We start from the raw sequence: 6,657 nt of genomic DNA, 5'->3' as shown, positions 1-6,657 counted from the left end.
AGCTAGGCGTACAGGCAAGCGTCAAGCTCGCACGGGAGATCCCCAAGAAATCCTGCGCACCGAAGTGCCCCATCTTCGCATCATCTCCGAGGACCTATGGTCCAAGGTTCGTGATCGCTATGAGGAAAACAAGCTGTCGCCTTGTCCGGCCTCCCTCGCGGCGCTGTGCGACCACGACACTTGTTGAGCGGCAAACTGACCTGCGGGGTCTGTGGTGGCCCGATGATCCGGAGTGGGGGCGACCAACGCTTCATGTGCTCATGGCGCCGTGAACGGGGGAAACTGGTTTGCACGAACGGCCGTGGCATAAAGAGCACCGAGATCGAGGCGCGTGTCCTGGCCGCGATCAAAAATCGACTTCTCTCGCCGGAACGGATCGTGATCGCCGTTCAGGAAGCCTGGAATGCTGCCGAAAAAGAGCGACAAGAGCTGGAGCTTGGGCGGTCAAGAATCGAGAATGAACTCGCTGAGGTCAAACGGCGCGCCTCGCACCTGGTAGACCAGGTGGCGGACGGCATACTGAGCGGCATGGCGATCAAGGATAGGCTGGATACGCTTGAGACGCGGCGCGCCGAACTTGAATCCAGACTCGCAATATCGCCGGAGCCCTCTGTCGTCACGCTCCATCCCAATGTCGTGAACCACTACAGAGCCGTCGTAGGCTCGTTGGAGCGCGCATTGGAACGCAGCGATAGCGAGGCGGCTGTGGAAGCGAAGGATCTCGTTCGCAAGTTGATCGAGACCGTGGTGGTCATGCCGCTGGAAGCGCGGGGCAAGTTTGCGTTGACGGTACAAGGCAAAATCGCCGCCCTGGGGAACCAGGACGGCGAAAATACTATGAAGTTGGGTGCGGGAGTAGGATTTGAACCTACGACCTTCAGGTTATGAGCCTGACGAGCTACCGGGCTGCTCCATCCCGCGGCAAGCGGTAGTCGTGAAGGAAGAACGGTTCGAGAAGCCTGGGCTGAAGTAGCGCGAAGCGCGATAGGCCAGGTATTTAGCAATCACTCTGTCCGCCCGGTAGACCCGGCGGCGACCTACTCTCCCGCGCCTTGAGACGAAGTACCATTGGCTCTGGAGGGCTTAACGACCGAGTTCGGAATGGGATCGGGTGGGGAACCTCCGACATAGCCACCGGGTCAACGGGGCGGACAGAGAGATTGCGAAGAAGACATTGTCGTGACGATCATCGGGTCAAGGATGATCATCGAATGAGTTTTGCTGAGAAACGATCAAACCGATCGGATTATTAGTACCAGTAAGCTTCATGGGTCGCCCCACTTCCACACCTGGCCTATCAACGTGGTAGTCTTCCACGATCCTCAGCGAAGCCTTGTTTTGAGGTTAGTTTCCCGCTTAGATGCTTTCAGCGGTTATCTATTCCATACTTAGCTACCCTGCTGCACAGCTGGCGCCATGACAGGTACACCAGAGGTATGTCCATCCCGGTCCTCTCGTACTAGGGACAGATCCTCTCAAGCTTCGAACACCCACGGCAGATAGGGACCAAACTGTCTCACGACGTTCTGAACCCAGCTCACGTACCACTTTAAATGGCGAACAGCCATACCCTTGGGACCTGCTCCAGCCCCAGGATGTGATGAGCCGACATCGAGGTGCCAAACTTTGCCGTCGATATGGACTCTTGGGCAAAATCAGCCTGTTATCCCTAGAGTACCTTTTATCCGTTGAGCGATGGCCCTTCCACTCGGGACCACCGGATCACTATGGCCGACTTTCGTCTCTGCTCGACTTGTCAGTCTCGCAGTCAGGCGAGCTTATGCCATTGCACTCGACGAGCGATTTCCGACCGCTCTGAGCTCACCATCGCGCGCCTCCGTTACACTTTAGGAGGCGACCGCCCCAGTCAAACTACCCACCACGCCATGTCCCGGGACCGGATAACGGCCCTCGGTTAGACGTCAACGACAGTAAGGGTGGTATTTCAAGGACGACTCCACCAGAGCTGGCGCCCCGGTTTCATAGTCTCCCACCTATCCTACACATACGGTCGCTAACGCCAAGGCGAAGCTATAGTAAAGGTTCATAGGGTCTTTCCGTCTGACCGCGGGAACCCCGCATCTTCACGGGGAATTCAATTTCACTGAGCCTATGCTGGAGACAGTGGGGAAGTCGTTACGCCATTCGTGCAGGTCGGAACTTACCCGACAAGGAATTTCGCTACCTTAGGACCGTTATAGTTACGGCCGCCGTTTACCTGGGCTTCAGTTCGTCGCTTTCACAACTCCCTTTAACCTTCAGGCACCGGGCAGGCGTCAGACCCTATACGTCGCATTGCTGCTTCGCAGAGCCCTGTGTTTTTGCTAAACAGTCGCTACCCCCTGGCTTGTGCCACTCAGTCCTGGTTGCCCAGGGTGAGTCACGCTTATTCCGAAGTTACGCGTGCAATTTGCCGAGTTCCTTCAGCATAGTTCTCTCAAACGCCTTGGTATGCTCTACCTGACCACCTGTGTCGGTTTCGGGTACGGTCTCTGCTGGAGTTATTTCCTGGGACAACGCCCCCGCACACACAATCCAATAAGTGGGTACGAGTTAAGCCATCCGTCACTTCCAGCTGGTGCAGGAATATTTACCTGCTTCCCATCGACTACGCTTTTCAGCCTCGCCTTAGGGGCCGACTAACCCTGCGCAGATTAGCTTTACGCAGGAACCCTTGGTCTTTCGGCGAGAGTGTCTCTCACACTCTTATCGTTACTCATGTCAGCATTCTCACTTCCGATACCTCCAGCCAGGCTCACGCCTGACCTTCACCGGCCTACGGAACGCTCCGCTACCGCTTGCAGTAAACTGCAAACCCATATCTTCGGCGCACGGCTTGAGCCCCGTTACATTTTCCGCGCAGGATCGCTTGATCAGTGAGCTGTTACGCTTTCTTTAAAGGATGGCTGCTTCTAAGCCAACCTCCTGATTGTCAAAGCAATCCCACATCGTTTCCCACTTAGCCGTGACTTGGGGGCCTTAGATGATGGTTAGGGTTGTTTCCCTTTTCACGACGGACGTTAGCACCCGCCGTGTGTCTGCCCGATAGTTCTCTTGGGTATTCGGAGTTTGGTTAGTATTGGTACCGCTCGCGCAGCCCGCAACCATCCAGTGCTCTACCCCCCAAGGAATTCGTCGGACGCTCTACCTAAATAGATTTCGCGGAGAACCAGCTATGTCCAGGTTTGATTGGCCTTTCACCCCTATCCACAAGTCATCCCAGAATTTTTCAACATTCACGGGTTCGGTCCTCCAGTTGGTGTTACCCAACCTTCAACCTGCTCATGGATAGATCACCTGGTTTCGGGTCGTCATACGTCGAACTTAGCGCCCTATTCAGACTCGCTTTCGCTGCGCCTACACCTAACGGCTTAAGCTTGCTCGACACATGAAGTCGCTGACCCATTATACAAAAGGTACGCCGTCACCCCGCTTGGGGGCTCCGACTGCTTGTAGGCTTCCGATTTCAGGATCTGTTTCACTCCCCTTGTCGGGGTGCTTTTCACCTTTCCCTCACGGTACTTGTTCACTATCGGTCGTAGAGGAGTACTTAGGCTTGGAGGGTGGTCCCCCCATGTTCAGACAGGATTTCACGTGTCCCGCCCTACTCGAGTCTCTTGCTGTTTGATGACTACGGGGCTTTCACCCACTATGGCCGACCTTTCCAGATCGTTCGTCTTTATTTCACAAGAGCACTGGCCTGGTCCCGGTTCGCTCGCCACTACTACGGGAGTCTCGGTTGATGTCCTTTCCTCCGGGTACTGAGATGTTTCAGTTCCCCGGGTTCGCTTAATGAAGCCTATGTATTCAGCTCATTATACCTTTCAACAATCCGCCAATCGCCGCTCCGGCCGAAACCGAAGCAGAGTTGGAAGACTGTAAAGGTGGGTTTCCCCATTCGGAAATAACCGGATCAAAGGGTGCTAGCGCCTCCCCGGTTCTTATCGCAGCTTGCCACGTCCTTCATCGCCTCTCTACGCCAAGGCATCCGTCAGAAGCCCTTCAACGTTTGATCGTTTCTCAGCAAAACTCATGCTCGGTTTATTCCGCCCGACTGGAAAGATGCCGGGGGACCGAGCCTGATTTTTGTCAGACAATGTCTTCTTCTCGAACAAGACCTACAAGCTCAGGGGAGCCGGTCACGTTCTTCCTTTACGATTTCAATGCACGCCGGCCTTACGGCCAACGGCAAACTTGAATGCGATCACAAGATCCTGGTGGAGCCAGACGGAGTCGAACCGACGACATCCTGCTTGCAAAGCAGGCGCTCTACCAACTGAGCTATGGCCCCATTCCAACAGGAATGGTGCAAAGCCCAGGAGAGCTGTCATACGATACTGCCTGTGGGCTGGAGGCCAACCCCAGCAACCAGCATGAGCTGGTAGGCCCGGGCAGACTCGAACTGCCGACCTTACGCTTATCAGGCGTACGCTCTAACCACCTGAGCTACGGGCCTATGGCAGCGACAGCCAGGTCAAGAGACCCAGGCTCGCGATCGCGTCACCAATACATCAACCCGTATGGTCGATGCGTCGATGACGAAAGTGGAAAGAGAAACGGAGACGGCGGCATTCCGCATAGTGCTCGGCGCTGTGAAGCGCTCCGCTAAATCGGAGCCTCAATAGACAGTCTCGTGAGAGACGGCCTGGAGAAGCATCCTTAGAAAGGAGGTGATCCAGCCGCAGGTTCCCCTACGGCTACCTTGTTACGACTTCACCCCAGTCGCTGACCCTACCGTGGTCGCCTGCCCCCTTGCGGTCAGCGCAGCGCCTTCGGGTAGAACCAACTCCCATGGTGTGACGGGCGGTGTGTACAAGGCCCGGGAACGTATTCACCGCGGCATGCTGATCCGCGATTACTAGCGATTCCAACTTCATGCCCTCGAGTTGCAGAGGACAATCCGAACTGAGACGACTTTTAAGGATTAACCCTCTGTAGTCGCCATTGTAGCACGTGTGTAGCCCACCCTGTAAGGGCCATGAGGACTTGACGTCATCCCCACCTTCCTCCGGCTTAGCACCGGCAGTCCCATTAGAGTTCCCAACTAAATGATGGCAACTAATGGCGAGGGTTGCGCTCGTTGCGGGACTTAACCCAACATCTCACGACACGAGCTGACGACAGCCATGCAGCACCTGTGTCCTAGTCCCCGAAGGGAAAGCCAGATCTCTCTGGCGGTCCAGGCATGTCAAAAGGTGGTAAGGTTCTGCGCGTTGCTTCGAATTAAACCACATGCTCCACCGCTTGTGCGGGCCCCCGTCAATTCCTTTGAGTTTTAATCTTGCGACCGTACTCCCCAGGCGGATTGCTTAATGCGTTAGCTGCGTCACCGAAATGCATGCATCCCGACAACTAGCAATCATCGTTTACGGCGTGGACTACCAGGGTATCTAATCCTGTTTGCTCCCCACGCTTTCGAGCCTCAGCGTCAGTAATGAGCCAGTATGTCGCCTTCGCCACTGGTGTTCTTCCGAATATCTACGAATTTCACCTCTACACTCGGAGTTCCACATACCTCTCTCACACTCAAGACACCCAGTATCAAAGGCAATTCCGAGGTTGAGCCCCGGGATTTCACCCCTGACTTAAATGTCCGCCTACGCTCCCTTTACGCCCAGTAATTCCGAGCAACGCTAGCCCCCTTCGTATTACCGCGGCTGCTGGCACGAAGTTAGCCGGGGCTTCTTCTGTAGGTACCGTCATTATCGTCCCTACTGAAAGAATTTTACAATCCTAAGACCTTCATCATTCACGCGGCATGGCTGCGTCAGGCTTTCGCCCATTGCGCAAGATTCCCCACTGCTGCCTCCCGTAGGAGTTTGGGCCGTGTCTCAGTCCCAATGTGGCTGATCATCCTCTCAGACCAGCTACTGATCGTCGCCTTGGTGAGCCTTTACCTCACCAACTAGCTAATCAGACGCGGGCCGCTCTAAAGGCGATAAATCTTTCCCCCGAAGGGCACATTCGGTATTAGCACAAGTTTCCCTGAGTTATTCCGAACCTAAAGGCACGTTCCCACGTGTTACTCACCCGTCCGCCACTAACTCCGAAGAGTTCGTTCGACTTGCATGTGTTAGGCCTGCCGCCAGCGTTCGCTCTGAGCCAGGATCAAACTCTCAGGTTGAGTTGACTTCTGACCTAAGCTTGAAGACCACCGAAGTGATCTTGGCATTAGTTCTACGTATTTTATTGACGAGTTCCCACGTCATCGATCCGAAGACCGACGCATGGTATCTTTTCAAAAAGACCGCAGATAGTCAGTGTCGTATAATGACCCGAAGGTCATCGCTAGAACACCGCCGCCTGCGTTTCTCTTTCCATATCAACAATGTCAAAGACCCAGAACCGCCTCAGCGGCCCGACTTGTTTAGCGCCTCGTCGTCGGCGGAGGCGGCGATTTAGAGAACCGCGAACCTCGTGTCAACCGCTCTTTTCAGAGATTTTGCAGACCCGAGACCGAAGCCTCAAAACCACAAAAAACCACCGGAGGAAAACGCAGAGGCTTTCCTCTTAACCGTTCGGCGATTCGATTGGAGCGCGGAACCTATTGAAACCAACCCAGGAAAGCAAGAAGTTTCTCAACTCTTTCTTCCCCTCAAAACCCCCGAAACCAAAGCTCCGAAGCCCTCAGGGCCGGCCCGTTTCCGAGCGAGGCGG

3 protein-coding genes, 3 tRNA genes, 3 rRNA genes and 1 pseudogene are annotated in these 6,657 nt (G+C 55.0%); 2 read left to right on the top strand and 8 right to left on the bottom strand.

Translation table 11 applies throughout. The features are described from left to right. Together AC07NC_RS17335 and AC07NC_RS17330 are read left to right on the top strand one after the other, a co-directional pair. Window positions 1-187 (top strand): hypothetical protein (locus tag AC07NC_RS17335; protein WP_494570287.1); only part of this gene is annotated, 187 nt, incomplete at its 5' end. A gap of 35 nt (window positions 188-222) precedes the next feature. Beyond that, window positions 223-291: pseudogene (locus AC07NC_RS17330) on the top strand (hypothetical protein); the annotation flags it as partial. Here AC07NC_RS17330 and AC07NC_RS17325 read toward each other — a convergent pair. The 8 genes from AC07NC_RS17325 to AC07NC_RS17290 all read right to left on the bottom strand — a co-directional run bounded on the left by AC07NC_RS17325 (window position 259) and on the right by AC07NC_RS17290 (window position 6,124). Beyond that, window positions 259-426, bottom strand: a complete 168-nt coding sequence (locus AC07NC_RS17325) for a hypothetical protein (RefSeq protein ID WP_494570286.1) — start codon at window positions 424-426, stop codon at window positions 259-261. The pseudogene AC07NC_RS17330 and the gene AC07NC_RS17325 overlap by 33 nt on opposite strands. A gap of 18 nt (window positions 427-444) precedes the next feature. After that, entirely contained in the window at window positions 445-795 is a 351-nt protein-coding gene (locus AC07NC_RS17320; RefSeq protein ID WP_494570285.1) for a hypothetical protein, read from the bottom strand. 49 nt (window positions 796-844) lie between these two features. Continuing rightward, window positions 845-921: transfer RNA gene (locus tag AC07NC_RS17315), tRNA-Met, on the bottom strand. Between the two features lie 103 nt (window positions 922-1,024). Next, window positions 1,025-1,139 (bottom strand): 5S ribosomal RNA (gene rrf, locus AC07NC_RS17310). 89 nt (window positions 1,140-1,228) lie between these two features. After that, window positions 1,229-4,015: ribosomal RNA gene (locus tag AC07NC_RS17305) — 23S ribosomal RNA — on the bottom strand. Window positions 4,016-4,215: 200 nt separating this feature from the next. Continuing rightward, a tRNA-Ala gene (locus AC07NC_RS17300) sits at window positions 4,216-4,291 on the bottom strand. An 88-nt stretch (window positions 4,292-4,379) separates the two neighbouring features. Next, a tRNA-Ile gene (locus AC07NC_RS17295) sits at window positions 4,380-4,456 on the bottom strand. Between the two features lie 207 nt (window positions 4,457-4,663). Next, window positions 4,664-6,124 (bottom strand): 16S ribosomal RNA (locus tag AC07NC_RS17290). Together the 16S, 23S and 5S rRNA genes with 3 tRNA genes alongside form the textbook arrangement of a ribosomal RNA operon. Between the last annotated feature and the right edge of the window lie 533 nt (window positions 6,125-6,657).

Source organism: Brevundimonas sp. GW821-FHT10A07, assembly GCF_059415785.1.
Note: the sequence above shows the minus strand (reverse complement) of the source record. Positions and strands in the feature narration are given on the sequence as shown.